Origin of the sequence: Brucella sp. NBRC 12953, assembly GCF_040369775.1 — a bacterium.
Lineage (GTDB): Bacteria > Pseudomonadota > Alphaproteobacteria > Rhizobiales > Rhizobiaceae > Brucella > Brucella pseudogrignonensis.
The window spans coordinates 298,860-322,279 of the sequence record NZ_BAABSV010000004.1 but is presented as its reverse complement, the minus strand read 5'-3'; the positions used below and the strand labels follow the sequence as shown (position 1 = coordinate 322,279).

Sequence of the window (23,420 nt, the reverse complement as noted above, 5' to 3'; positions counted from 1 at the left end):
GATGTAATGAGTGGTTTGAATTTAGCGTTTGATATCGTCGGTTGAAACACTGCTTCAGACATTACAGCGGTTCCAGTTAAGACTGAATCCTTGGAGCTGCTGTAACTATTTGTTTTACGCATTATCCGACGCAAAACCGGTTCCCACTTTTGCTGGAAATGCTATAAATTCGAAACATCCATTAATCGTCGTGTTGAACTATGGAATTTTTAGCTCTTGCCGGCTGAGTTCGATTATTCTTTCGCTTTCATCTTCAATGCCGTGCTGTTCCCACTGGCATAGCCAGCCGCCTTCCGGCTTCCGGTCGATGTTGAAGATGTTGTAGCGTGCAGGCGGCTTATGCCCGCCGAAATTCTGGCTGGCAGAGGGCACGCAGATAACCGGTACTTTTCCGTTCAGCCCGTCAATATCGTAGCGCGTTGCCAGATGCGTGTGGCCATGAATGACCAGCTCGGCACCATGCTTGCGAATAACTTTCTGAAAGCGGCGAATACCGTAGAGCCGCTTATGCGTGGGCGTTGCGCCGTGGATCGGCGGGTGATGGATCATCACCACACGGAACAGTCCGCGTGCGCCAGCTTCATCAAGCGCCATGGCCAGGCGCTTGGCCTGTGCGGATTTAAAGTCACCGCTGGCCATGAAGGGAGCAGTTGCGCGTGCAGACGAGACGCCGATTATCGCTACCGGCCCGCGTTCGCGCATATAGGGGAATAGCGGTCGCTGGCCGTGGTTGTCCACGCCATCGCCACGCATCCATGGCTCCCATTTGCGGCAGGATTTATCCAGCGCACCGGGGACATAGGCATCGTGATTGCCCGGAACGACAGATACGTTATCCGGATTGCCAAGCTTCAACAGCCAGTCATGGGCGATGTCGATTTCCAGATTGAGGGCAAGGTTCACCAGATCGCCCGTGACTGAGATATGATCAGGCTTTTGTGCCAGCATGTCGGCAATCAGACTATCCAGCACGGTGCCGTGCATGGCGTTTTTACGATTACGCAGCCAGTTGATGTAACCTGTGATACGTTTCGACGCCAATTCGCGATAGCGAATGCGGGGCAGAGGTGACAGGTGGATGTCGGAAATATGGGCGAGGCGAAACATATAGTCGGTGTACTGTATTATTTTTTAAATCGAAACCGTGTTTAGCGACTTTTTATTGATGTGCCTGTAGCAATGATGCTGCAAAGAAATTTGTTCAGGATCGACGGTATGCGCTTCCGCCATTTTTTATTTCATACCTATTTTCTATTGCGACGCCCGATGACTCTCGGTGTCAGGGCAATTGTATTTGATGAGCAGAAAAATTCAGTTTTTCTGGTGAAGCACACTTACGTACCCGGCTGGCAATTGCCGGGCGGTGGCGTGGATAGTGGCGAGACATTCGGACAGGCTCTTGAAAAGGAATTGCGTGAGGAAGGTAATATTTTCCTCACCGGACGGCCTGAGCTTTTCGCGCTTTACAAAAATGCTCATGCCTCAAAGCGGGATCATGTGGCGCTCTATGTCTGTCGGGCGTTCGAGCAGACAGAGCCGAAACAGCGAGACAGGGAAATAGCGGAAGCTGGTTTCTTCCCGCTCGATAACCTGCCTGACGGGACGACGTCTTCAACCAAGCGCCGCTTGCAGGAAGCGCTTCACGATCTTGATCCGCTACCAAACTGGTAAAAGGAAAGGGCGCTTTCGCGCCCTTATATTCAGAGATTAGAAGCGGTAGGTGATACCCGTACCGATCAGCCAAGGGTTAAGCTTGGCCTTACCGCTAACCTGTGTGCCACCAGCCAGAGTCGCGTCAAACTTGGGTTCGAGGAACAGCTTCTTCACATCGAAGTTGATACCCCAATGTTCATCGATCATGTAGTCGAAGCCGACCTGAAGCGCGCCGCCAAACGTGTTCTTGACCTTGAGATAGTCAACGCCGGCTGCATCCTGATTGTAGAAGATGGTGTAGTTCACGCCCGCACCGACATAAGGCTTGAAAGCGCCGAAGTTGGTGAAGTGATACTGCATGGTGAGCGTTGGAGGCAGCATCCATACCTTGCCGACTTTGCCCAGACCTTCAATCGAACCAGTGCCATTGATATTGGCATAAGTGGTGCCGAGGATGAGTTCAGCGGCCAGATTGTCAGTGAAGTAGTAGGTGATGTCGAGTTCTGGCGTGATCGACTTCGAGTAATCAAGACCAGAGCCATCGACGCCGTTCACATAGCCTTTATTCTCGGCAATAACGCCAAGCGCACGCACGCGGATCTGCCATGGCGACAAAGCCTGTGGCACGGCAACGATCTCGGTTGCTGGCTGCGCAACAATCGCATCAGCAGCAAAAGCTGCAGGTGCTGCGAATGTCAGTGCGGTTGCGGCGAGAAGCCCTTTGGCAAAGCGGTTCATCAGTCTCTCCTAAAAGTCTTGGTCTAACAGTCCTGATCCCGGTAGTCTGGGGTAGTGATGCGCGCACTCTGGACCGCATAGCAAAGCGCCCCATTGATCAGGATCAAAGAGGCGCTCAAGATTTTAGAAAGTAAGGATGTTCTGATGGGACTGTTGCAGGAAAAGCTCAGTTGCTGAGACGGTCCCGGTCATGTGGTGCTGAGAGGTCGATTTCCGGTCCAAGCGGAACAATGCCTGTTGGGTTGATCGTCTTGTGGCTGCAATAATAATGGCCCTTGATGTGTTCCATATTGACGGTCGAAGCCACGCCCGGCACCTGATAAAGCTCTTTCGTGTAATTCCAAAGGTTCGGATAGTCGGCGATGCGCCGCAGGTTGCATTTAAAATGCCCGACATAAACCGGATCAAAGCGTAACAGTGTAGTGAACAGCCGCCAATCAGCTTCCGTCAGGCTGGAGCCTGCCAGATAGCGGCTCTTTGAAAGTTTTTCCTCCAGTGTATCGAGCGCTGCGAAAACCTGTCCGAAAGCTTCTTCATAGGCTTCCTGTGAGGTCGCAAAGCCAGCCCGGTAAACACCATTATTGATGTTTGGATAGACAAACTCATTGAGTGCGTCGATCTCTCCGCGCAGGGCTTCCGGATAAAGATCAAGCGACGCATCGCCAAACGCATCGAAAGCCGAATTGAGCATTCTGATAATCTCAGATGACTCATTTGAAACAATCGTCTCGCGCTGCTTGTCCCAGAGAACCGGTACGGTTACGCGACCGGAATAGGTTGGATCGGCGCGGGTATAAATCTCATGCAGGCGTTTTGAGCCGTAGAGAGCGTCACCCGTACTGCCGGTTGTGCCGTAGAAGGTCCAGCCTTCTTCGACCATGAGATAATCGACAACCGAGACGGAAATTACATCTTCAAGCTTCTTCAATGCACGGAATATCAGCGTACGATGTGCCCATGGGCAGGCGTAGGAGACATAGAGGTGATAGCGGCCGGGTTCGGCCTTGAAGCCGCCTTCGCCAGTTGGGCCTGCGCTTCCATCCGCTGTGACCCAGTTTCTGAACTGCGATTTCGAGCGCTCGAAACGGCCTTTGGTGGCTTTCGTGTCATACCAGACATCCTGCCATTTGCCGTCAACCAGAAGTCCCATGTGATTTCTCCTTTTGATAAGGAAAATAGCCGCAAAACTGCCGTTTGACAGCCTATCAACGCGTGAACAGTGCGTAACGGTGCCAAAAAGCTAAATTTGAACCGCCGTTTTGAAAGATTTTGTTTTACCTGTGATCATTTTGGTGATACCCAGCTTCCAAATTGCGGTTGGATAATTCCGACCAATCAGGAGAGCCGTGTAATGGAAATGCTTTTCATCCTCCGACGATGAAATCTGGACTGCGTGAAATGCGCGGTATGCATTCCATTGACCATCGAACGGTCACCGACATCTCCTATTGCGATCAAAGCCCCATGCAGCAGCTTGAACTGACATACGCGCAGGAAAATCCGGCGCACGACATCGAAATCGAAGCCATCAATGCCGAGGCTTTCGGTCCTGCCCGTTTTACCAAAGCAGCGCATTTCATTCGTGAAGGTGGCTCTCACGATCTGAACCTGTCCTTCGTCGCACTGATGGGTGGCATCGTTGTCGGATCAGTCCGGCAGACGCCTGTTATGGTTGGCAAGAAACCGGCTTTGCTGCTCGGACCGCTCGCTGTAAGGCCGGAATGGAAGAAGCGCGGCATCGGTGGCAGCTTGATGCGGATGTCGATAGAGGCAGCTCAGAATGCCGGTCACAAGCTGATCGTTCTGGTAGGTGACGAGCCTTATTATGCGCCTTTTGGCTTCAAGATGGTGCAGCCGGGTTCGATGATTATGCCAGCGCCCGTTGATCCGCGCCGGATGCTCGCCTGTGAGCTTGCGCCCAATGCGCTGAACGGCGCAACCGGCATAGTGCGTCACGCAAGCAGAGTTTAAAAGTTAAAAAGAGGGGAAGCGAGGGGCGGTTTACCGCCCTTCGCGATACCACATGCCGCCGAAGACAAAGAGCAGGGCGGCCAGCGCAAACAGTCCTGAAAACAGTGGCAGGCGATTGACGCTTTTAAGCTGCGTGTCTGATGTTTCACGCAGGCCGATCCAGTCATTGCCTGCGGCTGTACGATTGGCTGCAACGGCGGTGATTGCTGGCACCTGAACCGAACTATCGGCACTTTCATGAACGCGGTGAACTGAGCCACCCGTTGCATCGGCCAGTGGCTTCAGGCGATCAGCTGTCGAAATGCTGTCTGCAAATTCCGCCGCATCGACAGGGCCGACATGCGCAAGTGTTTCCAGATCGCCATTCTTCACACGGAAAATGCCGATTTCATCGGTTTGCAGCGAACCCTCGAACAGGCCAGGTTTTCCCTGTGCGAGATTAACCTGCAATTGCTTGCCGGATGGTGATGTGACGGTGGCAATGCCCGGATTGTCGCCCATCGTCTGACGCCGGATTGAAAGGGTGCGGCCGTTGCCGCTTGCAGTCAGTGCTTCTTCTTCCAGTTCCGGTTCCTGCATCAGCCAATGCGCGATGCGGCGATAAAGCGAGGCGTATGGGCCTCCACCTTCAAAGCCACGCGCCCAAAGCCAGCCCTGATCAGAAAGGAACATGCCAACGCGACCCTTGCCAACGCGATTGAGCACCAGCAGCGGCTTGTTGTCGGCACCGCTCATCACGGTTTCGCCTTGCGGCTGACCGATATCGATGGTGCGGAACCAGCGGCTCCAATGTGGCGGTTCCTGTTCGGCTCCATCAAGACCGCGCGTGACTGGATGGCGTTTGCCAAGGTTGGTCAGCCGCGGATAGAAAGCCTTCTCGGTGATCGTACCGGTCGGCATGGCTGGCAACGCGCTATAAAGCGGCGTGCGGGCAATCGACATATCGCCTGCATATTCCGGACCTGCTGCAATCAACAATGCGCCGCCATTCTCCACATATTGAGCGATGTAATCGTAATAGAGGAGCGGCAGCACATCGCGGTGCTGATAGCGATCAAGAATGATGAGATCGAACTCATTGACCTTATCGACAAAGAGTTCGCGCGTCGGAAAGGCAATCAGTGACAGCTCGTTGATCGGCGTTCCGTCTTGTTTTTCAGGCGGACGCAGAATCGTGAAATGGACGAGATCCACAGCAGCGTCGGATTTCAGAAGATTGCGCCATGTGCGTTCGCCGTTATGGGGCTCGCCGGAAACCAGAAGCACACGCAGGTTTTCGCGAATGCCGTCAATGGTTGCGACTGCGCGGTTATTGGCGTCCGTCACTTCGCCGGGCAGTGTAGGCGTTGTTATCTCGACGATATTCACGCCAGCGCGGGGCAGGTTGATGCTGGTCGTTGTTTCCTGTCCAACCTGCGCTTCTTCTTCGCTGACGACTTCGCCATTAACACTGATCTGAACCTGTGCGGGATTTCCGAGGCTTTTGCCTTCGTCCATCACCGTAAAGGACATTTCCAGCGGCTTGCCGCTGATACCATAGCGCGGCGCCTTGTTGAATTTGATCCGGCGGTCGAATTCGTCGGGCTTTCCGGTGATAAGACCATGCACCGGTGCGTCGAAGCCAAGTGCATTCTCATTGGCTGGAATATCATGGACCTGACCATCGGTGATCATGATCGCGCCAGCTACACGCGATGGCGGTACGTCGAGAAGCGTGCGTGCAAGCGGACCAAACAGGCGCGTTGCATAGCCGTCTTCATTGTCATCAGGCTTGCCAGTTTCAACTACGCGCGTTTCAAACTGCGGCATTGCTGACAACTGATCCTGGACGGCTTTCAGTGCGGCATCCGTATCGCTGCTGCGTTCGCCCAGCTCCTGGCTCTGGCTGCGATCAACAACGACAGCCACGACACTCTTTAACGGTTCGCGCTCTTCATTGATGATAACCGGATTGAACAGGGCCAGTGCGAGAGCAGCTGCGGCAGCCAGACGGATAAGACCACCACGCATACGAAGCGCAATAGTCGCCAAAATGAGAAGCGCCAATGGCACGAGAATACCAATGAGCCACGGCAGAGAGAGGAACGGTTCGAATTCAACATTCATGCCGATCTCCTTTCCGCATACGCTTTACCGGAAAACCGGTTTTCACTTTTCCGAAACATGCTTTAATTCCCCAGCCGTTCAAGCAGGGCCGGGACGTGGACCTGATCGGATTTGTAATTGCCGGTGAGCATATACATCACGATATTGACACCGCCACGGATGGCATAGATGCGCTGCATTGGATCGTTCGGAACCGTTGGCAACAGAGGATTGCCCTGTTCATCGACTGCCCATGCGCCCGCAAAATCATTTGCGGTGATCATGATTGGTGTCACACCATCGCCGGTGCGAACGGGGCGATCCTGTGTGGCATTGTTGGGTGTCGTTGCTTCGACCCACAGCGGGCTTCCCTCATAACGACCTGGAAAATCTGGCATGATGAAGAAGGACTTGGTCAGGACATGGTCGTCCGGAACGGGTTCCAGAGGTGGCACGTTCATGTTGTCGAGGATCGCCCTTAGCCGCTGATTTGCAGGTGACGCGGATGCATCAAGGCTTGCGCCTGCCTGAAGCTGGTCGCGGGTATCGAAAAGCACTGTTCCGCCCTGCTGCATATAGGCGTCGACCTTGGCGATGGCCTCAGCGCTTGGCATGGCTGCATTTGGATCAATCGGCCAGTAAATCAACGGATAGAAAGCCAGTTCATCCTTGGCAGGATCAACGCCAATCGGATCGCCCGGCTCAAGCGCAGTCTTGTCGTTGAGAGCGAAGGTAAGGCCACGCAGACCTGCCTTGCTGATATCGTCGGTCTCGGCATTGCCGGTGATGATATAGGCAAGGTGGGTTTGCGAAACCGAGTTGATGATCGCTTCATCGCCGGGTTTGCTATCGTCGTGTGTTTGTTGTGGCTCTTGGGCTCGCGCATGATTGACAGTTGCAGGTGCAAAACTGAATGCCAGTCCACCTGCCAATAGCAGGGCGATGCTTGCAGCCTTGGCCCGTGTCTTCATGCGACGACGGAAGGCACCGCGCAGCCAGAGCATCAACAATGTATCGAGTGCCAAAAGCATAGCTGCGAAGCCAAGAAATGGTCCTGCGAGCGAGATCGACTCATCCGACGTGTAGGATGCTTCGGTGACGCCCGTGGAAAATGCTGGTTGCTCGATTGGGTGCAATTTGATGTTGCTGCCATCAAAAATATTGAGTGCTTTCAAGCCATCCTCATTGCCGTAGAAACCGGGCGGCGTGTTGATGCTGACACTGGCCTGCTTGTTTTTCTCAACGATCAAAGGCTTGGCCTCCGATGTCGGCGGCACAAGGGCTCCAGAAGCAGAAAGAAGCTGGAACGGCGGCAGCGAAACTGCGTCCTGACTGTCTTGTCCGCCTGCGCGGTTGGACAATGAGACGATGCGGCGAAGCATGTCGACAAATGAGCCGGAAATAGGCAGCGTCGACCAAGTTGCGTCAGGCGAAATATGGAACAACACGATATTGCCGCGTCTGCGTTTTTCGCCGGTTACAAGCGGAGTGCCGTCGGCAAGCACGGCATAGGTCTTGTCATTCAGATCAAAAGACGGTTCCGCCAGCACCTGTCGCGAGACATTCACATCGTCGGGAATAGTCAGGCCAGCAAATGGGCCTTGTTGCGGAAAGGTACGGAGTTTCTGCGGTTCCGACCATGACAGCGTACCACCCAAAGCACGTTCGCCTTTGCGCAGTTTAACCGGAAGCAGCGGATCGTTGTCATTTGCACCGGCAAGGCGTGGACCCGCAAAACGCACAAGTGTGCCGCCATCTTCCACCCATTTTGAAAGCTGTTCGATGACCGGCTGGGGCATCGTGCCGATGTCGGCCATGATGAGCAGGGAAGGCTTGCCATCGAGCAATTCCGGTACGGATTGCAGGAGGTCGGCAGAGCGCGGCTCAACCAGATTTGCGTAAGGGGAAAGGGCGCGTGAAATATAATGCAGCGGTGACAGCAGTGGCTGGGCGAGATCGCCATCACCACTTGCAAGAAGCCCAATGGTACGGCGCTCTGAACCGGCATCGATCAGATGGGTTGCGCCTGCCTGCTCAACGCCATCAACGCGTATCAGGCGGAAATCATTGCGCAATTCCACCGGCAGATTGAAACGCGCTGAACCCTCGACGCTGCCGAGCGCAAAGGTCAGCGGGGCTTCGGCAATGCGGCGTCCCTTGTCGTCATAAGCTGCGGCAGTCAACGAACGCGGCGCCTGTACCCCTTCCGGACGGATTGCAATCGCATCCAGACTGTCGGCTTTGTTGTCGATGCCGGTGAGGGCAAATGTGCGCCCGAGGCTCGCCTTATACCAGAGGATCGAACCCAGATGGCCGGTCTTGTCGAGCGCGCCGAAGCTTTCGGCGTCGTTCTCGCTGGCAAGGCCGTCATTCAGGAAAGCGAGGCGTATTTTTACGCCTTCAGGCAGGGCTGAAGAGAGGCGTTCAGTGGCGGCTTTGCGGTCCACAGGAAGTGGGCGTGCCTGCAACGCCTGCAAACGTTCGGTTGCTCCAGTACGATCATAAGGTCCGATTGCAGCATTGGCAGGTTCTGCGGTGCCGATGATATAAATCTGCGTGTTGGTTTCATCTGCATCGGAAATGAGTTTTTCCGCAGCAGCCACACGTTGCGACCAGTCTTCAGCCGAGGCCCAGCCGTTATCGATCATGATTGCAAGCGGCTCATCGCCTGCAATTGCGGTGGCACGCGGGTTCCAGACAGGGGAGGCAAGAGCCAGAATAACCAGCGCTGCGATCAGCAGGCGTAGCAGCGTCATCCACCAGGGGCTTTTTGACGGCACTTCCTCGCGTTTGAAAACCTGCGCCAGAATACGCAAAGGCGGGAAGCTTTCTTCCTGCGGGCGCGGTGGCGTCATACGCAGCAGCCACCAGATAACCGGCAAGGCGAGAAGGCCTGCGAGGATCAGCGGTGATCCAAAGGCGAGAGGCAGAAAATTCATGCGCGTGCTCCACTGAGAGAGGACGCGCTTAGAGAACTATGCAATCGTGATAGCGCTTCGGTCGCTGGTCGATCTGTACGATGCACCGTATAGCTCCAGCCAAGTCGTTTGCAGAAATCAGACAATGTTTCCCGGCGTGCGATGTATAAGCGCCGGTAGTCCTCGGCATAGGTTTCTGCACGACCGGCAACAAGGGTGCTGCCTGTTTCAGGGTCGCGAAACTCTGTACGTCCCGCATAGGGGAACGTTTCTTCTGCAGGATCTGCCACTTCAACAAGATGCGCGCGGACGCCGCGACGTGCGAGCTGATCGAGCAAATCGGTCAGTTCATCAAACGGATGCAGAAAGTCTGAAACAAGTACCACTTCGGAAAAGCGGCGGATCTGGTTGATGTCCGGCAAAGCGCTTTCGGATGCTTCATGCATCATTGAACCCATCAGGGCTCCTGCAAGGCGTTCGGCACCATTGCGGGCGGAGAAAGGTGGCAGCAGGGCCGGAAAGGCGATGCGTTCGCCTGATCTTGAGAGAAGCTCGGCCATAGCCAGCGTCAGGACCAATGCGCGTGCTTCCTTGGATATCGGCGTCAGATTGGAGCGGTAGAGCATGGAAGGCGAGAAGTCGCACCACAGCCAGACTGTATGGGCTGATTCCCATTCCCGGTCGCGAACATAGGTATGGTCGTCGCGGGCCGAGCGTCGCCAGTCGATGCGTGCAAGTGCATCGCCTTCAACATAGGGGCGGAACTGCCAGAAGTTTTCTCCGGGGCCGCGTTTGCGCCGTCCGTGCCAGCCATTCATGACGGTGTTGACGACGCGCCGGGCCTCGACCAGCAGATCGGGAATGCTTGCAGCTCGCGCCCGAGCACGAGCGAGCGTATCCTTGCGGTCTGTAGCTGAAACCTGTGCGCCAACCGCCATCAGGCTGCTGCCTTCACCAGATTGGCAATGACATCACGGACATGCATACCATCGGCGCGCGCTGCGAAATTGAGCGCCATGCGGTGTTGAAGAACAGGCTCGGCCAGCGCTTTGACATCGTCAACAGATGGAGCAAGGCGGCCTTCGTAAAGTGCGCGCGCACGGGCGCAGAGCATCAGCGCCTGACTGGCACGCGGGCCCGGACCCCAGGCAATATGCTTTTTCGCATGTTCATTATCAGCGTCAGGTCGTGCCGAACGAACCAGCTTGAGAATTGCATCCAGCACACTTTCGGAAACAGGCATACGGCGCACCAGCGCCTGCATCTGACGCAGACGCTCGGCATCGAGAATTTCATAGGCCTTTGCTTCTGCAACACCGGTGGTTTCCAGAAGAATACGACGTTCGGCGTCGAGTTCCGGATAGAGAATATCAATCTGCATGAGGAAGCGGTCGAGCTGGGCTTCTGGCAGCGGATAGGTGCCTTCCTGTTCCAGCGGGTTTTGTGTTGCAAGCACATGGAAGGGGGCAGGCAGATCATAACGCTGACCGGCGACCGTGACGTGGTATTCCTGCATGGCCTGCAAAAGGGCTGACTGCGTACGCGGCGAAGCACGGTTGATTTCGTCGGCCATCAGAAGCTGTGCGAAGATCGGACCTTTGAGGTAACGGAAAGAACGGCGACCATCGGCATCCTGCTCCATCACTTCCGAACCGATGATGTCGGATGGCATCAGGTCGGGTGTGAACTGGATGCGCTGGCCCGAAAGGCCAAGCACGGTTCCCAGTGTTTCGACCAGCTTGGTTTTTGCAAGGCCGGGTACGCCGACAAGCAGAGCATGACCGCCGGCCAGAACAGCTACGAGCGTGCGCTCAATAACGCTTTCCTGTCCGAAGATAACGGTGCCGATGCTTTCCTTGATCCGCGCAATATCTGCAAGTGCACGTTCAGCTTCGGCGACGATCTGATCGGGGTTGACGGCTTCGGGCGTAACAACAACACTCATAAGAACCTCGCAAAAATATCCGCACCTGCATGTGATCGGTTAAATCACTATATATACTGACAAGCCGTGAAACGGTGACTATTTCATGGCTTTAGAGCATTTCCTGTTTTGATTGAGCCATTGGAAATGCTCTATCAATTTGTTTTTACGCGCATCTTGCTCCGAAAACCGCTTCGCACTTTTCGGGATACGCTCTACGAGTTAAATTCACATTCAGACAGGGATAACCGAGTCGGATGACAAAAAGCACCCCTGAAGGCAATGAAACGCCGCAAAGCGCAAAGCCGGGCACTGAAGGAATGGGTGGACTGGAGGCCCTGATTGCACGCGCTCATGCGGACGCGCAAAGCGGACCGGCTACGAAAGAACGTGGAATTCCGCCGGTGGAGCGCTGGAATCCGGAGTTTTGCGGCGCGCTTGATATTGAGATTAAGGCCGATGGAACATGGTTTTACATGGGCACGCCTATCGGGCGTAAACAGCTCGTTCGTTTGTTTTCAACCGTGTTGCGCAAGGATGAAGACGGTAAAACCTATCTCGTAACGCCGGTAGAGAAGATTGAAATCAGCGTCGAAGACGCGCATTTCATAGCCGTTGAAATGCAGGTTTCAGATGAAGGTGACGTTCAGAAATTGACCTTCCGCACCAATGTTGGCGATGTGGTTGACGCCGACGCCGAGCATCCATTGCGCTTTGTCGTTGAGGATGAAAGCGGTGGGTTAAAGCCCTATATCAATGTGCGTGGACGGCTTGAGGCGCTGGTTGGGCGTTCAGTTATGTATGATCTTGTGGCATTGGGCGAAGAAATCGAAGTGAATGGCGTTGTGATGTTTGCAATACGCTCTGGCGGCACAGTTTTCCCTATCATGCCAGCGGAAGCTCTTGAGGCTTCGCTGAAATGATGGACCGTGCATTGCATCTAAACACCCGATTTTCAGCCGGTGATTTTGCTGAGCGTGTTCGCCACTGGCAGCCTGATCAAGATGATCTGACCGGCGATCATTCGCTTAATCCGGATTTCACACAAGCCATGGTGACGGCGAAGATGCGCGATGCCGCCGTGCTCGTGCCGGTGGTTGATCGCGGTTCGGAAGCAACCCTGTTGCTGACGCGTCGCACGGACACTTTGCGTAAACATTCAGGCCAGATCGCTTTTCCGGGTGGTGCAATCGACCCGGAGGATGGGACGGCTGAAAATGCCGCTTTGCGCGAAGCCAATGAAGAGATTGGCCTTGTGTCGGAACGCGCCGAAATTCTCGGCAGTCTGCCGCGTTATCTCACCGGTAGCGGCTTTTCGATTACGCCGGTTCTGGCGGTCGTTAACACACCTTTCGATGTGCATCCAAACCCTGATGAGGTTGCGGATATTTTTGAAGTACCGTTGTCCTTCCTAATGAACCCGGACAATCACCGGCGCGAAAGCAGGCTGTTCAATGGCACGGAACGCTTTTATTACGCGATGCCTTATCACGAGCGATTCATCTGGGGCGTGACCGCAGGCATTATTCGCGGACTTTATGAAAGGCTCTACCGTTGAGCGATACAGTGAATATTTCAGATGGGGCTAACTGGCTTCGCTCCAAGCCGTTGCAGGCGCTGTTTGCAGCGCTCAACCGCGATGGTGGCGAGGTGCGCGTGGTGGGCGGTGCAGTTCGCAATACCCTGCTTGGCACGAAAGTCAGCGATGTCGATCTGGCGACCACGCATTTGCCGGAACAAACGGTTCGGCTTGCCAAGGAAGCTGGCTTCAAGCCGGTGCCGACCGGGATTGAGCATGGCACGATAACCGTTGTGGTGCAGGGGCAGCCTTTTGAAGTCACGACTTTGCGTAAGGATATTGAGACCAACGGTCGTCACGCTAAAGTTGCGTTTGGCACCGACTGGAAGACGGATGCTGAGCGGCGTGATTTCACAATCAATGCGCTTTATGCGACTGCTGACGGCGATGTGATCGATTATGTCGGCGGTCTTGCTGATATTGAAACTAAGACGCTGCGTTTTATTGGCGACGCTGAAGAACGTATCCGAGAGGATTATCTGCGCATTCTGCGCTTTTTCCGCTTCTTTGCCTGGTATGGTTCGGGTCGACCCGAGACCGACGGATTGCGGGCGAGCGCTCGTTTGAAAGACGGGTTGAACCAGCTTTCAGCCGAGCGCGTCTGGTCGGAGCTCAAGAAGCTGTTGTCCGCCCCTGATCCTTCGCGCGCGATGCTGTGGATGCGGCAATCGGGTGTGCTGAATATCATTCTGCCTGAAAGCGAGAAATGGGGCATTGATGCCATTCACGGCCTCGTTCGTGCAGAAGCTGATCTCGACTGGCAGGTGGATGCGCTTTTGCGTCTTGAAAGCATTGTGCCACCCGATGCTGCCCGTATGACAGAACTTGGCAAACGGCTGAAAATGTCGAATGCCGAGCGGGCTCGTCTTGAAGCATGGGCGCGGGCCGATGCCATCAAGTCGGAAACGTCTGAACAGGCATTGAAGAAGCTCATCTATCGCGGCAGTTCGCAGGCAGTCGCGGATCGTATTCGTCTTGCCTATGCGTCTGCACGACAGGAAGCCGCTGCCAGTGATGAAGCGATGATCCGCGCTGGCGGATATTCACGTCTTCTGGATGCGGTTGAGAAATATGAACCGCTGGTCTTTCCCGTGACCGGCGGAGACCTGCTGTCGCTTGGTGTCGAGAAGGGGCCGGGGCTTGGTGAAGCATTGCGTGATCTCGAAACTCTATGGATTGACTCCGGTTTTAGTCTTGACCGCGAAGCGCTTCTGGACAAACTTGATCGCAATAAAATGAACGGCTGATAGCTTGCAAAATTCAGCCATAGTTTCATTAACTTATGATCGAATGTTTTTAGTTTTGTTTTGAAAGCGTCTTGGCATGTCCAATCCTGATACATCAACTTCGCAGAATGCCAGCTCAGATCCCAAGCAGAATTTTGGCACCAGCGGTATCGCGCCGATGGAGCGTCCAGGTGCTGTAACGCGCTTCTTCATGGGGATTGTTGCCTGGGCAGAGAGCCTTAATCTGAAATATGCGAAGCTCGGCAATCCGCCTGTTTATGACAATGCCACGTTCCCATGGGCAGCAGAGGTTGAGAAGGCCTATCCGGCTATTCGCAAGGAACTTGAAAAGGTTCTGCTGCGTCAGAGCGAGCTACCATCGTTTCAGGATATTTCGTCGGACGTGAAGACGATCTCGACAGATAATCATTGGAAAACATTCTTCCTGCTGGGCTTTGGTGTGAAGTCGGAGCAGAACATTAAGGCCTGTCCCAACACATGGAATGCGGTGCAGCATATTCCAGGTCTGACGACTGCCATGTTCTCGATCTTCGAGCCGGGCAAGCACCTGCCGCCGCATCGCGGTCCTTATAATGGCGTGCTGCGTCTGCATATGGGCATGATCGTGCCGGAACCTGCCGATAAGCTTGCGATCCGCGTGGATAAGCAGGTTTGCCACTGGCAGGAAGGCAAGGTTCTGATTTTCGACGATGCTTATGAGCATGAAGCCTGGAACCACACCGAGCATACGCGCGTGGTGTTGTTCGTTGATTTTGTGAAGCCGCTGAAATTTCCGGCCCGTTTTGTAAACTGGGCACTGATGAACCTCGCGATCTTCACGCCCTTCATCAAGGAAGGGCTGGATAACCACAATGAGTGGGAAAAGAAGTTCTATGCGCAAGCTGAACAGCTTCGCAATCAGCCAAAAGCCTGAGGATTTGACTTCAAGCCTCGCCGCTTTTAAATAATCTTCTGGAGGGCTTTTTAGCCCTCCAGTTGTTTGTGCCCCAAATGAGTGGGCCGCATACTTTTCGAGTGTGCTCCAGAAGGAATTGTTGATGCCGGAGATTGTAGGAAGCCTCTGATCGTTCCGAACGATTGCTGCGCCTTGAGTAGAGCGCAGATGTTCAGGGACGGAAATGGCATTGGCCGTGGACAGGTATTGGCTGTCCGCGTGCGCTGATGCTTGTCATGGTTTCCATCCAGGCATAACAACAATGAATATCTCACGTATTGAACAGCGCGTGCTTCACGTGCTGGCGCAGGGCGGCTACATTCGCCATCTGCGCGAAGACGGACGCATCTGCGAAATCGAATGCTATACGCGTGAAGGCTATCTGCTTTCCGATTGCACGATGGTTGTTTTCCAGCAATTGCGACGAAAACGGCTGATCGAATCGCGTGCGGGAAGTGCGTATCGCATCTCGCTCAAAGGACGCACCAACGTCCGAGCACAAGCCAACAATCGATGAGGAGTGCATGATGCATATCCGCAAGGAACAACCGAAGGATATTTCCTCAATCCGGCATTTGACGAGTGAAGCCTTTCGTACGGTGCCCTATAGCAACCAGAAAGAGGCGGCAATTGTCGACGCTCTTCGTTCGGCATCGGCGCTGATCGTATCGCTGGTTGCCGAAGAGGGAGAGGCTCTTGTCGGGCATGTGGCATTCTCGCCGGTTCTCATCAATGGTGTTGATTGTGGCTGGTACGGGCTTGGCCCCGTCTCAGTGCGGCCGGACAGGCAGGGTGAGGGCATTGGCAGTGCGCTCATCCGGCAAGGTCTAACGTGCTTGCATGAAGTGGGCGCCAAAGGTTGCGTGCTGCTCGGTGACCCGGGCTATTATCAACGGTTTGGTTTTAAAGCCGATGAAAGGCTAACACTTGACGGTGTTCCGGCTGAGTATTTCCAATGCCTTGTGATTGAGGGTGAAATGCCGAAAGGCAAAGTGACCTATCACTCAGCATTTGAAGCATAAAGAAAGGGCGGGAAATTCCCGCCCTTTTGTTTGGTTCATATTAACTTTTACGGCCACTTCACCACGGGTGGCATCGACGACAGAATGGAATTCACATTGCCGCCGGTCTTGAGACCAAAGATCGTACCGCGATCATAAAGCAGGTTGAATTCGACATAGCGTCCGCGACGGATCAGCTGTTCCTCGCGCTGTTCTGGTGTCCATTCCTTGTTGAAGTTCTGGCGCACGAGATGCAGGTAGACCACCGAGAAACCACGACCGACATCGCGGGTAAAAGCGAAATCCTTATCCCAGCCGCCCTGTTCTTCGGTTGAATGCAGCCAGTCATAGAAGATGCCACCGATGCCGCGGGCTTCATTGCGGTGTGGCAGGTAGAAATATTCGTCGCACCATTCTTTCAGACGCTGATAATCGACAATGTCCTTATGCTTTTCACAGATGAAGCGAAACGCCTTGTGGAAGGCGAGGGTGTCCGGATCTTCCTGTGTGCGGCGGTCATCGAGAACGGGCGTAAGGTCAGCGCCACCACCGAACCATTGGCGTGTGGTCACGACCATGCGGGTGTTCATATGGACGGCTGGCACATTCGGGTTCTGCGGATGCGCGATCAGTGAAATGCCGCTTGCCCAATAGCGTGGGTCTTCCTCGGCGCCCGGTATCTGCTTGCGGAACTCAGGAGAAAATTCGCCATAGACGGTCGAGACATGCACGCCGACTTTTTCAAAGACACGGCCATGCATGATGGACATGACACCGCCACCACCGTTGCCTTCATCCTTCTGCCATGGGGTGCGAACAAAGCGTCCTGGCTCCTGATCGGAAAGCTGGCCCTGCAAATCGTCTTCGAGCTGTTCGAAGCTCGCGCAGATACGGTCGCGCAATTCTTCAAACCAGTTCTGGGCGGCTTGTTTTTTCTCTTCGATATCTTGCGGGATGATTGCCGGAATTTCGTCTCGCTGCATTTTGGATATCCTCTCACGCAATGTACCGAGCGACCGAAAGGCCGCAAAAATTCAAACGTCTATCTTCTTGACTTAGCAAAGTCCTGCAGTCTGGCAAAGCGCGAAGACTGCGCGGCTTGCGGGTGCGAATTCCTCTCCCCAAGAAAAGACTCGTCATGAAGTCGTTGCTTCCCTATCTTAAGCTTCCAAGGGATTGGAAGTTTCGAGTTTTCCCTTGTTTCGGGAGGCAATTGCATGACCGCATCTTCGCCCCGCCCACCACTTGAAGGCTTGCGCAAGCAGCTAGAAAAAGGTCGTGCCAAGAAGAGCCGTATGCCACGCGACGGGTTTGTCCGCGAGACATTCACCCTACCGCGACAGGCCGCACGCGATAAAGCGCGGGAATGGTTTGAGGCTTTCCCCAAAGCTGCCTATTGGACTGAAATCGAAAGCTGGTGTGAACGGCCTGATGATGTCATCGAATTTACGATGCGTCGCCTGCCGACATCGGATTAGAGATCTGAGTCAACGAGACGCTTTAAGCCATTGAAACCAGATTCAAATCAGGCATTTGCGAAAACGCCCTCCGGTTTTGCCGGAGGGCGTTTCCATTTCTGAGTCGTTATAGCGTTACAGCGTTACTTCGTTTCCGTCTGAGGGGCCTGCTCCCACGACTTCCAATCCTTGATGATGCTGTCAGCATATGCCTTGCCAACGCGATAGGCATTGGTCGTTGCCAGCGGGAAACCGCCTGACTTCGCAGCAAGCGACTCTGCAGCCGTCTGGTCTTTGCCCTGACGGTCGAAGTTGGAGGACGTACGCAGCAGCGCAATACGGTCATAATCGAGCTTGCCTGCATCGGCTGCGCGCTTGAGCGAGGTCAGCGTTGCATTGTCTTCCATCTGTGACGTGCAGTAGTTCGCTTTGCCATCGGTCAGGAGCTTTGCCCACTGTTCCATGGCTTCGCCGAGCTTGGTGCCGTGCCAGTATGTGTCGCCCGATGCGGTATCGCAGATTGTGACCTGAGGCGCGCTGGTGGCTGCTTCTTCTGTGTAATGCTTGCGATATTCCTTGGCATCGTCGCTGTCGAGAAGTTCAACGCCCTTGGTTGTTTTAAGAGCGTAATCGGCAAGCTTGCCATTGAGTTCGAACACTTCCGTACCAGCAGCCCATTTTGGCTTTTCACCCGGCTTTTCAGCGCCGAGGCCGAAGAAGTCGGTCGCCCAGCCTTCAGGTGCTTCGCGGATATCAATGCGATGGTTGAGATTGGCATCGACTGCGTATTTTGCCCAATGCGCAGAACCGAGTGTGCCATGCTTTGGATCCACGCCTGCGATACCGGCGATGAGGAAATAGGTGTGGCTCAGATCAAGTTTGTCGCTCAGCGCCATTGCCGAGACCGCACTGGCTGCATTGGCAAAGCCCATGGCCGTGGTCATGTGGCAGAGGCCTTCAGCCGTACAATCGATCTCAGGATATTCAGGGCTCAAGCCCGCAAGCTTCAGCTTCTGTGTGAACTTTTCACCTTCCAGCCAAGGCTTTGCTTCCTCACCGAACATGGTGATGACCATGACCTTTGGCGAAATGGTTTCAGCAGCCTGTGCAAATGCAGGAGCGGCAACTGCGGTTGCCAGAAGAGAGGCCGTAAGAACAGAAGTGCGGAACGATGGCTTCATCGGAGAAGAACCTTTTCTGACTGAATATTAAATCTGCTTCGGGAACTGATTCCGTTTGTCCGTCTATGCGGTTGAAACGGAATCGCTTTTTAAATTTTGCTGGCGCAGAGCTTCGCCTGCCGTGATCGCAACAGAAACCGCAAGATTGAGGGATCTGGCACCCGGCACCATGGGGATAATCAGTCGCGCATCCGCGATGTCCTGAATGCTGTCAGGGACGCCTGCGGACTCCCGCCCGAACAACAGGATGTCATTTTCCTGAAACGTGTATTCCGTATAGGGGATTGCTGCCTTGGTCGACAGCAACACGAGGCGCTTGCCTGCCTGGCTGCGCCAATCGTTGAAATGCTCCCAGTCCGCATGGCGGGTGAGGGCGGCCTGTTCGAGATAATCCATGCCTGCGCGTTTCAATGATCTGTCGGAAACGTCGAAGCCTGCAGGCTCGATCAGGTCCACCGCGAAGCCGAGGCAGGCGGCCATGCGCAGAATGGTTCCCGTGTTGCCGGGAATGTCGGGCTGGTAAAGGGCGATACGCAGATCCATATAAGGCGGGTAGCTCACAAATCCGATGGCTGCAAGTGTTCAGATTGGTTGTGTCCCACACGTCAACACATCAATTCGCGGGATGGTGCCTGCAAGAATAAAATCATTCTCGCATCACGAAAATATTCCCTTTTTGTTCCTGTTCCGACTTGGAAATTTTGCAAGGTGCCCGTAAAAGGATCGCCATGTTCAAATGGTTTGAAAAACGACTCGAAGCTTATCCCGAAGAACCGCCGCGCGAGCCTCCGCGCGGGTTGGTAGCCTTTTGCCTTTATTACACCCGTGGCGCATGGCCATGGATTATCGGCATGGCAATTTTCACGACACTGATCGCTATTATCGAAGTGTCGCTTTTTGCCTTCATGGGCAATATCGTTGACTGGCTTTCGCACCAGTCGCGTGAGACATTCCTGAGCAATGAAGGCTGGCGGCTTGCGCTGATCGCGGGCGTCGTTCTGGTCGGTTTGCCGGGCGTGGTTCTCATCCACTCGCTGCTTATTCACCAGACGTTGCTCGGCAACTATCCGATGCGTGTGCGCTGGCTTATGCATCGCTATCTGATCCGTCAGTCCATGTCGTTCTTTCAGGACGAGTTTGCCGGACGTATCTCAACCAAGCTGATGCAGACTGCTCTCGCTGTGCGTGAAACGGTGATGAAGCTGCTCGACGTGCTGAACTACGTCATCGTCTATTTTGCCGGTACGCTGTTTATCGCGGCCTCGGCGGATATTGTTCTGATGATCCCGTTTGCGGTCTGGCTGATCGTCTACATCATCCTGTTGCGCTTCTTCATTCCGCGTCTCAGGGTGATTTCCGAACAGCAGGCTGATGCGCGTTCGTCCATGACCGGACGTATCGTCGACAGCTATACCAACATCGCGACCGTGAAGCTGTTCTCGCATTCAAGCCGTGAAGAGTCTTATGTGAAAGAAAGCCTCGATGGCTTCCTCGTCACGGTGCATCGACAGATGCGTCTCATAACGATGTTCCACTTCACGCTTTATATGGCGAACTGCATCCTGCTGTTTGCTGTGGGTGCGATCGGCATCAAGCTCTGGATGAATGAAGCCATTTCCGTGGGTGCGGTTGCTGTCGGCATCGGCCTTGTGCTGCGCCTTAACGGCATGTCGCAGTGGATCATGTGGGAAATGTCTGCACTGTTCGAAAATATCGGCACGGTGGAAGACGGCATCACGACGATTTCGCGCGCTCATGAAGTGGTGGATACGCCAAATGCGCCTGTGCTGAAAGTGAGCAAGGGTGCGCTGGATTTCGACAAGATCGGCTTCCACTACGGCAAGGGCAAAGGTGTTATCGAAGGCCTGTCGCTCGACATTCAGGCCGGGCAGAAGATCGGTCTCGTCGGACGTTCCGGTGCGGGTAAATCCACGCTCGTCAATCTGCTGCTGCGTTTCTACGATCTTGAAAAAGGCCGCATCCTGATTGATGGGCAGGATATTTCCAAGGTCACGCAGGATTCGCTTCGCGCAAGCATCGGCATGGTTACGCAGGACACGTCTTTGCTGCATCGCTCGGTGCGCGAGAACATCATGTATGGCCGTCCGGATGCGACGGAAGAAATGGTCGAGCGGGCAATCCGTCTCGCTCAAGCTGACCAGTTCATTCCTCTATTGACTGATGCGAAGGGCCGACGCGGACTGGATGCTCATGTCGGTGAGCGTGGTGTGAAGCTTTCCGGTGGCCAGCGCCAGCGTATCGCGATTGCACGCGTGATGCTGAAAGATGCGCCGATCCTCATTCTGGATGAGGCAACCTCTGCACTCGACTCGGAAGTGGAGGCAGCCATTCAGGACAGTCTCAACACACTGATGGAAGGCAAGACCGTTATTGCGATTGCCCATCGTCTTTCGACTATCGCTGCCCTTGATCGTCTCGTTGTGATGGACAAGGGACAGATTGTCGAAGATGGCACGCATGAGGAACTTGTTGCGCTCGGCGGCATTTATGCCGGACTATGGGCACGTCAGTCGGGCGGGTTCCTTGGTTTTGACGAGCAGACCGAAGCGGAAATGGCAAAGTAAGGAATACGCAATTGATGAAAGCGGTTTATAGCCTGTTCGAGCGTTGGGTTGATCCCTTCCGCGAACCGGACAAGCTTAGACCGCCTTCAACAACATTGGCCTTCCTCTGGCATTATGCGCGACAGGCTAAATGGCCGCTTGCAGCCTCGCTGGCTGTTGGCGGTCTTTTGCCTCTCGTGGAGGCTGGGCTGTTTTATTTCACGGGCAGGCTTGTCGATATTCTCGATCAGGCAGGCAAGGGCGGTGTCGAGCGTAGCTGGTCGGCACTGTTTCAGGCTGCGGGTCCGGAACTTCTGTTCATGGGGATCACTGTTCTCGTCATCCGTTTTGTTGTCACGGCCATAAACACCCTTCTTGAAGGTCAGACACTTTCGCCCGGTTTCTACAACATGATCCGCTGGCAGGCGAATTCCTATGTCCAGCGGCAATCCTATGCATTCTTTCAGAATGATTTTGCCGGGCGCATTGCCACCAAGGTCTGGCAGGCGGGGCAGGCGGCAGGTGATCTGATTGAAAGTCTCATTCAGGTCGTCTGGTTCATGGCGATCTATAGCGTGACGACGCTGTTTCTGGTGGGCCGTCTCGACTGGCGGCTGGCTGCCGCGGTGATCGCATGGATCGTGGCTTTCGGCCTGATTGCCCGGCACTATTTGCCTCGCATTCGAAAGAATGCTGAAGCCTCCGCCGAAGCGGGCTCCCTGATCAACGGCCGTATCGTTGATAGCTATTCCAATATCCAAACCATCAAGCTCAACACCGTCGATGACGATGAGCGCTATATGCGCGACGGTTTTATGCGCTATCTCGGGGCAATCCTGCCGTTTATGCGCTCACTGACCGGCGTGCGTCTTGCCATGACCGCCTTGTCAGGTCTGATGATTGTGACTGTGGCAGCAATTACCATCGACCTGTGGACCAAAGATGCCATCACGGTTGGGCAGGTGTCGTTCACGCTCGGTCTGGTGTTGCGCCTTAATATGCTGCTTGGCCGTCTGATGATGCAGCTGAATGGTATGCTGCGTCAGCTGGGGCTGATCGAAAATTCGATGAAGCTTGTTTCCGAACCATTGGGCTTGGAAGACAAGCGCGGTGCAAAACCGTTGCAGATTACCGAAGCGCGCATCGATATTCAGAATGTCACGTTTCATTATGGTAAGGCAGCAGGTGTTCTTGACGGTATCAACTTTTCCATCAGGGGTGGCGAGCGGGTCGGGCTTGTTGGCCATTCAGGGGCGGGCAAGTCGACGCTCATCAATCTGATCCTGCGTCTTTACGATGTTGAGAAGGGCGCGATCCTTGTCGATGGTCAGGATGTTCGCGATGTGACGCAATCCTCTCTGCGACGCGCCTTTGCGGTCGTCAGTCAGGAAACAGCGCTGCTGCACCGTTCGCTGCGCGACAACATCATGCTCGCGCGTGATGATGCCACGGATGAAGAGCTTGCTCAGGCTGCACGACAGGCCGAAGCAGACGAGTTCATCGCGAAGCTGGAAGACTTCAATGGACGGAAATCCTTCGATGCCTTTGTTGGTGAGCGTGGCGTCAAGCTTTCGGGCGGTCAGCGTCAGCGTATCGCGATTGCGCGTGCGATCCTGAAAGACGCACCGATCCTCATTCTGGATGAAGCAACCTCGGCACTCGACTCAGAGGTTGAAGCCTCGATCCAGGAGAATCTTCGTCAGCTCATGGAAGGCAAGACCGTTATCGCAATTGCACATCGGCTTTCGACTATTGCAGCTCTTGATCGCCTCATCGTCATGGATAAGGGCCGGATTGTAGAAGAAGGCACCCATGAGGAATTGATTGCGCAAGGCGGAATCTATGCGGGCCTCTGGGCCCGCCAGTCGGGCGGTTTTCTCGGTATAAACAGCTAATTTCAGGCATTTTCAGACGACACTCACCAAGCCGCTCAAAGTTAGATTTGAGCGGCTTGTTTTGTTTTGTCGCTTTTAAAACATCCCAATAAATCAGCCTGCGACATGGTGCCGTCCTATGGGGTTGGCGTCTGGACAAGGCATTTCAACCTGCCTAAACCTGAATGTTGAGATGGAGGGAATTTCGTTCTGCAAGCAATTGTAGAACTGCTTTTTGCGTGAACGCGAAAGGCTGGACTGCTTTTGCCTAAGTGCAAGGGAACGAGGGGAGAT

21 protein-coding genes are annotated in these 23,420 nt (G+C 54.4%); 11 read left to right on the top strand and 10 right to left on the bottom strand.

All coding sequences use genetic code 11. The features are described from left to right. Positions 1 to 198 precede the first annotated feature (198 nt). Complete coding sequence (locus ABWV94_RS11855) at positions 199 to 1,107, bottom strand: metallophosphoesterase family protein (protein WP_007876062.1); 909 nt, start codon at positions 1,105 to 1,107, stop codon at positions 199 to 201. Positions 1,108 to 1,215: 108 nt separating this feature from the next. On the opposite strand from ABWV94_RS11855, the gene ABWV94_RS11850 reads away from it, so the two are divergent. Continuing rightward, on the top strand, positions 1,216 to 1,671 hold the full coding sequence (locus ABWV94_RS11850; RefSeq protein WP_113496190.1) for an NUDIX domain-containing protein: 456 nt from the start codon (positions 1,216 to 1,218) through the stop codon (positions 1,669 to 1,671). Positions 1,672 to 1,707: 36 nt separating this feature from the next. On the opposite strand, the gene ABWV94_RS11845 is transcribed toward ABWV94_RS11850, so the two are convergent. Together ABWV94_RS11845 and ABWV94_RS11840 are read right to left on the bottom strand one after the other, a co-directional pair. After that, the gene (locus ABWV94_RS11845; protein WP_007876059.1) at positions 1,708 to 2,391 is read right to left on the bottom strand and encodes an OmpW/AlkL family protein; all 684 of its coding nucleotides are present in this window, start codon (positions 2,389 to 2,391) and stop codon (positions 1,708 to 1,710) included. Positions 2,392 to 2,557: 166 nt separating this feature from the next. Further along, positions 2,558 to 3,541: a glutathione S-transferase family protein gene (locus ABWV94_RS11840; RefSeq protein WP_007876057.1), complete on the bottom strand. Its 984-nt coding sequence runs from the start codon at positions 3,539 to 3,541 to the stop codon at positions 2,558 to 2,560. A gap of 314 nt (positions 3,542 to 3,855) precedes the next feature. Here ABWV94_RS11840 and ABWV94_RS11835 point away from each other — a divergent pair, with 314 nt between their 5' ends. Next, a complete protein-coding gene (locus tag ABWV94_RS11835; RefSeq protein WP_113496220.1) occupies positions 3,856 to 4,362 on the top strand; it encodes a GNAT family N-acetyltransferase in 507 nt (168 codons plus the stop codon). Positions 4,363 to 4,392: 30 nt separating this feature from the next. On the opposite strand, the gene ABWV94_RS11830 is transcribed toward ABWV94_RS11835, so the two are convergent. The 4 genes from ABWV94_RS11830 to ABWV94_RS11815 all read right to left on the bottom strand — a co-directional run bounded on the left by ABWV94_RS11830 (position 4,393) and on the right by ABWV94_RS11815 (position 11,310). Continuing rightward, on the bottom strand, positions 4,393 to 6,468 hold the full coding sequence (locus ABWV94_RS11830) for a hypothetical protein (RefSeq protein WP_113496189.1): 2,076 nt from the start codon (positions 6,466 to 6,468) through the stop codon (positions 4,393 to 4,395). A gap of 62 nt (positions 6,469 to 6,530) precedes the next feature. Continuing rightward, a complete protein-coding gene (locus tag ABWV94_RS11825; RefSeq protein ID WP_113496188.1) occupies positions 6,531 to 9,386 on the bottom strand; it encodes a DUF4159 domain-containing protein in 2,856 nt (951 codons plus the stop codon). Then, a complete protein-coding gene (locus tag ABWV94_RS11820; protein ID WP_113496187.1) occupies positions 9,383 to 10,303 on the bottom strand; it encodes a DUF58 domain-containing protein in 921 nt (306 codons plus the stop codon). Before ABWV94_RS11820 ends, ABWV94_RS11825 begins: the two co-directional genes overlap by 4 nt. Then, the gene (locus ABWV94_RS11815) at positions 10,303 to 11,310 is read right to left on the bottom strand and encodes an AAA family ATPase (RefSeq protein WP_113496186.1); all 1,008 of its coding nucleotides are present in this window, start codon (positions 11,308 to 11,310) and stop codon (positions 10,303 to 10,305) included. Before ABWV94_RS11815 ends, ABWV94_RS11820 begins: the two co-directional genes overlap by 1 nt. Positions 11,311 to 11,546: 236 nt before the next feature. Here ABWV94_RS11815 and ABWV94_RS11810 point away from each other — a divergent pair, with 236 nt between their 5' ends. The 6 genes from ABWV94_RS11810 to ABWV94_RS11785 all read left to right on the top strand — a co-directional run bounded on the left by ABWV94_RS11810 (position 11,547) and on the right by ABWV94_RS11785 (position 16,071). Beyond that, positions 11,547 to 12,212 carry a DUF1285 domain-containing protein gene (locus ABWV94_RS11810; protein ID WP_113496185.1) on the top strand — a complete coding sequence of 222 codons (666 nt, stop codon included), beginning with the start codon at positions 11,547 to 11,549 and terminating at the stop codon, positions 12,210 to 12,212. Next, positions 12,212 to 12,847: a CoA pyrophosphatase gene (locus ABWV94_RS11805; protein WP_039860001.1), complete on the top strand. Its 636-nt coding sequence runs from the start codon at positions 12,212 to 12,214 to the stop codon at positions 12,845 to 12,847. Before ABWV94_RS11810 ends, ABWV94_RS11805 begins: the two co-directional genes overlap by 1 nt. Beyond that, a complete protein-coding gene (locus ABWV94_RS11800; protein WP_113496184.1) occupies positions 12,844 to 14,115 on the top strand; it encodes a CCA tRNA nucleotidyltransferase in 1,272 nt (423 codons plus the stop codon). The genes ABWV94_RS11805 and ABWV94_RS11800 overlap by 4 nt, the downstream gene beginning before the upstream one ends. Before the next feature lie 76 nt (positions 14,116 to 14,191). Beyond that, positions 14,192 to 15,028: an ornithine lipid ester-linked acyl 2-hydroxylase OlsC gene (olsC, locus tag ABWV94_RS11795; RefSeq protein WP_079212142.1), complete on the top strand. Its 837-nt coding sequence runs from the start codon at positions 14,192 to 14,194 to the stop codon at positions 15,026 to 15,028. Between the two features lie 283 nt (positions 15,029 to 15,311). Beyond that, the gene (locus tag ABWV94_RS11790) at positions 15,312 to 15,566 is read left to right on the top strand and encodes a YjhX family toxin (RefSeq protein ID WP_007876042.1); all 255 of its coding nucleotides are present in this window, start codon (positions 15,312 to 15,314) and stop codon (positions 15,564 to 15,566) included. A gap of 10 nt (positions 15,567 to 15,576) precedes the next feature. Continuing rightward, positions 15,577 to 16,071 (top strand): GNAT family N-acetyltransferase, encoded by a 495-nt coding sequence (locus ABWV94_RS11785; protein ID WP_113496219.1) that lies wholly within the window; start codon positions 15,577 to 15,579, stop codon positions 16,069 to 16,071. A gap of 47 nt (positions 16,072 to 16,118) precedes the next feature. Here ABWV94_RS11785 and hemF read toward each other — a convergent pair whose 3' ends face one another. Then, a complete protein-coding gene (gene hemF / locus ABWV94_RS11780; protein WP_353413658.1) occupies positions 16,119 to 17,033 on the bottom strand; it encodes an oxygen-dependent coproporphyrinogen oxidase in 915 nt (304 codons plus the stop codon). A 234-nt stretch (positions 17,034 to 17,267) separates the two neighbouring features. On the opposite strand from hemF, the gene ABWV94_RS11775 reads away from it, so the two are divergent. Then, entirely contained in the window at positions 17,268 to 17,528 is a 261-nt protein-coding gene (locus tag ABWV94_RS11775) for a hypothetical protein (RefSeq protein ID WP_007876038.1), read from the top strand. Between the two features lie 122 nt (positions 17,529 to 17,650). Here the strand turns inward: ABWV94_RS11775 and ABWV94_RS11770 are convergent, their stop codons facing one another. Next, positions 17,651 to 18,688 (bottom strand): purine-nucleoside phosphorylase, encoded by a 1,038-nt coding sequence (locus ABWV94_RS11770; RefSeq protein WP_079212140.1) that lies wholly within the window; start codon positions 18,686 to 18,688, stop codon positions 17,651 to 17,653. 63 nt (positions 18,689 to 18,751) lie between these two features. Beyond that, positions 18,752 to 19,231, bottom strand: a complete 480-nt coding sequence (locus ABWV94_RS11765) for a tRNA (cytidine(34)-2'-O)-methyltransferase (RefSeq protein WP_079212139.1) — start codon at positions 19,229 to 19,231, stop codon at positions 18,752 to 18,754. Positions 19,232 to 19,416: 185 nt separating this feature from the next. Here ABWV94_RS11765 and ABWV94_RS11760 point away from each other — a divergent pair, with 185 nt between their 5' ends. Together ABWV94_RS11760 and ABWV94_RS11755 are read left to right on the top strand one after the other, a co-directional pair. Continuing rightward, positions 19,417 to 21,273 carry an ABC transporter ATP-binding protein gene (locus ABWV94_RS11760; RefSeq protein ID WP_079212138.1) on the top strand — a complete coding sequence of 619 codons (1,857 nt, stop codon included), beginning with the start codon at positions 19,417 to 19,419 and terminating at the stop codon, positions 21,271 to 21,273. A 14-nt stretch (positions 21,274 to 21,287) separates the two neighbouring features. Then, positions 21,288 to 23,147, top strand: a complete 1,860-nt coding sequence (locus ABWV94_RS11755) for an ABC transporter ATP-binding protein (RefSeq protein WP_007876034.1) — start codon at positions 21,288 to 21,290, stop codon at positions 23,145 to 23,147. Positions 23,148 to 23,420 lie beyond the last annotated feature (273 nt).

Excerpts from the sequence above, each read along its gene's own strand:
- ABWV94_RS11770 (WP_079212140.1), bottom strand. The coding sequence starts at position 18,688 with ATGAAGCCATCGTTCCGCACTTCTGTTCTTACGGCCTCTCTTCTGGCA.
- ABWV94_RS11855 (WP_007876062.1), bottom strand. The coding sequence starts at position 1,107 with ATGTTTCGCCTCGCCCATATTTCCGACATCCACCTGTCACCTCTGCCC.
- ABWV94_RS11775 (WP_007876038.1), top strand. The coding sequence starts at position 17,268 with ATGACCGCATCTTCGCCCCGCCCACCACTTGAAGGCTTGCGCAAGCAG.
- ABWV94_RS11815 (WP_113496186.1), bottom strand. The coding sequence starts at position 11,310 with ATGAGTGTTGTTGTTACGCCCGAAGCCGTCAACCCCGATCAGATCGTC.
- ABWV94_RS11765 (WP_079212139.1), bottom strand. The coding sequence starts at position 19,231 with ATGGATCTGCGTATCGCCCTTTACCAGCCCGACATTCCCGGCAACACG.
- ABWV94_RS11850 (WP_113496190.1), top strand. The coding sequence starts at position 1,216 with ATGCGCTTCCGCCATTTTTTATTTCATACCTATTTTCTATTGCGACGC.
- ABWV94_RS11825 (WP_113496188.1), bottom strand. The coding sequence starts at position 9,386 with ATGAATTTTCTGCCTCTCGCCTTTGGATCACCGCTGATCCTCGCAGGC.
- ABWV94_RS11805 (WP_039860001.1), top strand. The coding sequence starts at position 12,212 with ATGGACCGTGCATTGCATCTAAACACCCGATTTTCAGCCGGTGATTTT.
- ABWV94_RS11835 (WP_113496220.1), top strand. The coding sequence starts at position 3,856 with ATGCAGCAGCTTGAACTGACATACGCGCAGGAAAATCCGGCGCACGAC.
- hemF (WP_353413658.1), bottom strand. The coding sequence starts at position 17,033 with ATGCAGCGAGACGAAATTCCGGCAATCATCCCGCAAGATATCGAAGAG.
- ABWV94_RS11810 (WP_113496185.1), top strand. The coding sequence starts at position 11,547 with ATGACAAAAAGCACCCCTGAAGGCAATGAAACGCCGCAAAGCGCAAAG.
- ABWV94_RS11840 (WP_007876057.1), bottom strand. The coding sequence starts at position 3,541 with ATGGGACTTCTGGTTGACGGCAAATGGCAGGATGTCTGGTATGACACG.
- ABWV94_RS11845 (WP_007876059.1), bottom strand. The coding sequence starts at position 2,391 with ATGAACCGCTTTGCCAAAGGGCTTCTCGCCGCAACCGCACTGACATTC.
- ABWV94_RS11755 (WP_007876034.1), top strand. The coding sequence starts at position 21,288 with ATGAAAGCGGTTTATAGCCTGTTCGAGCGTTGGGTTGATCCCTTCCGC.
- ABWV94_RS11785 (WP_113496219.1), top strand. The coding sequence starts at position 15,577 with ATGCATATCCGCAAGGAACAACCGAAGGATATTTCCTCAATCCGGCAT.
- olsC (WP_079212142.1), top strand. The coding sequence starts at position 14,192 with ATGTCCAATCCTGATACATCAACTTCGCAGAATGCCAGCTCAGATCCC.
- ABWV94_RS11760 (WP_079212138.1), top strand. The coding sequence starts at position 19,417 with ATGTTCAAATGGTTTGAAAAACGACTCGAAGCTTATCCCGAAGAACCG.
- ABWV94_RS11830 (WP_113496189.1), bottom strand. The coding sequence starts at position 6,468 with ATGAATGTTGAATTCGAACCGTTCCTCTCTCTGCCGTGGCTCATTGGT.
- ABWV94_RS11820 (WP_113496187.1), bottom strand. The coding sequence starts at position 10,303 with ATGGCGGTTGGCGCACAGGTTTCAGCTACAGACCGCAAGGATACGCTC.
- ABWV94_RS11790 (WP_007876042.1), top strand. The coding sequence starts at position 15,312 with ATGAATATCTCACGTATTGAACAGCGCGTGCTTCACGTGCTGGCGCAG.